The sequence below is a fragment of the Chryseobacterium mucoviscidosis genome, from assembly GCF_002177115.1.
Taxonomy (GTDB): Bacteria; Bacteroidota; Bacteroidia; order Flavobacteriales; family Weeksellaceae; genus Chryseobacterium; species Chryseobacterium mucoviscidosis.
The window spans coordinates 1-267 of sequence record NZ_MVAG01000030.1; the positions used below are offsets into that span (position 1 = coordinate 1).

The following is a 267-nucleotide window of genomic DNA, read 5'->3' on the forward strand; positions in this document are numbered from 1 at the left end:
CTGCAACCATCAGCATACTGGCGCGAGAGATGATTTGTGAACATTTACGCTCGGTGAAGTCGCGACCAAAATCTTTCTCGTACTCTTCACGTTTAGAAACCACGAAGGAAGAGACGATTGGCGAGAAGTTAAAGGAGAAAACCATGATGGAAATCCCCAGCCAGACGGTGATCAGGATACCGTCATGACCAGTTAACGACAGCGAACCGAGGTCAACCTGGTCGATAACTGCAGAGTTCCAGTAAGGGATCAGCGAAAGAGAAATCA

The 267-nt window shown here is 47.9% G+C and carries 1 pseudogene; it reads right to left on the reverse strand.

The window, feature by feature from the left end:
• A pseudogene (locus B0E34_RS22590) lies at positions 1–267 on the reverse strand (hypothetical protein); the annotation flags it as partial.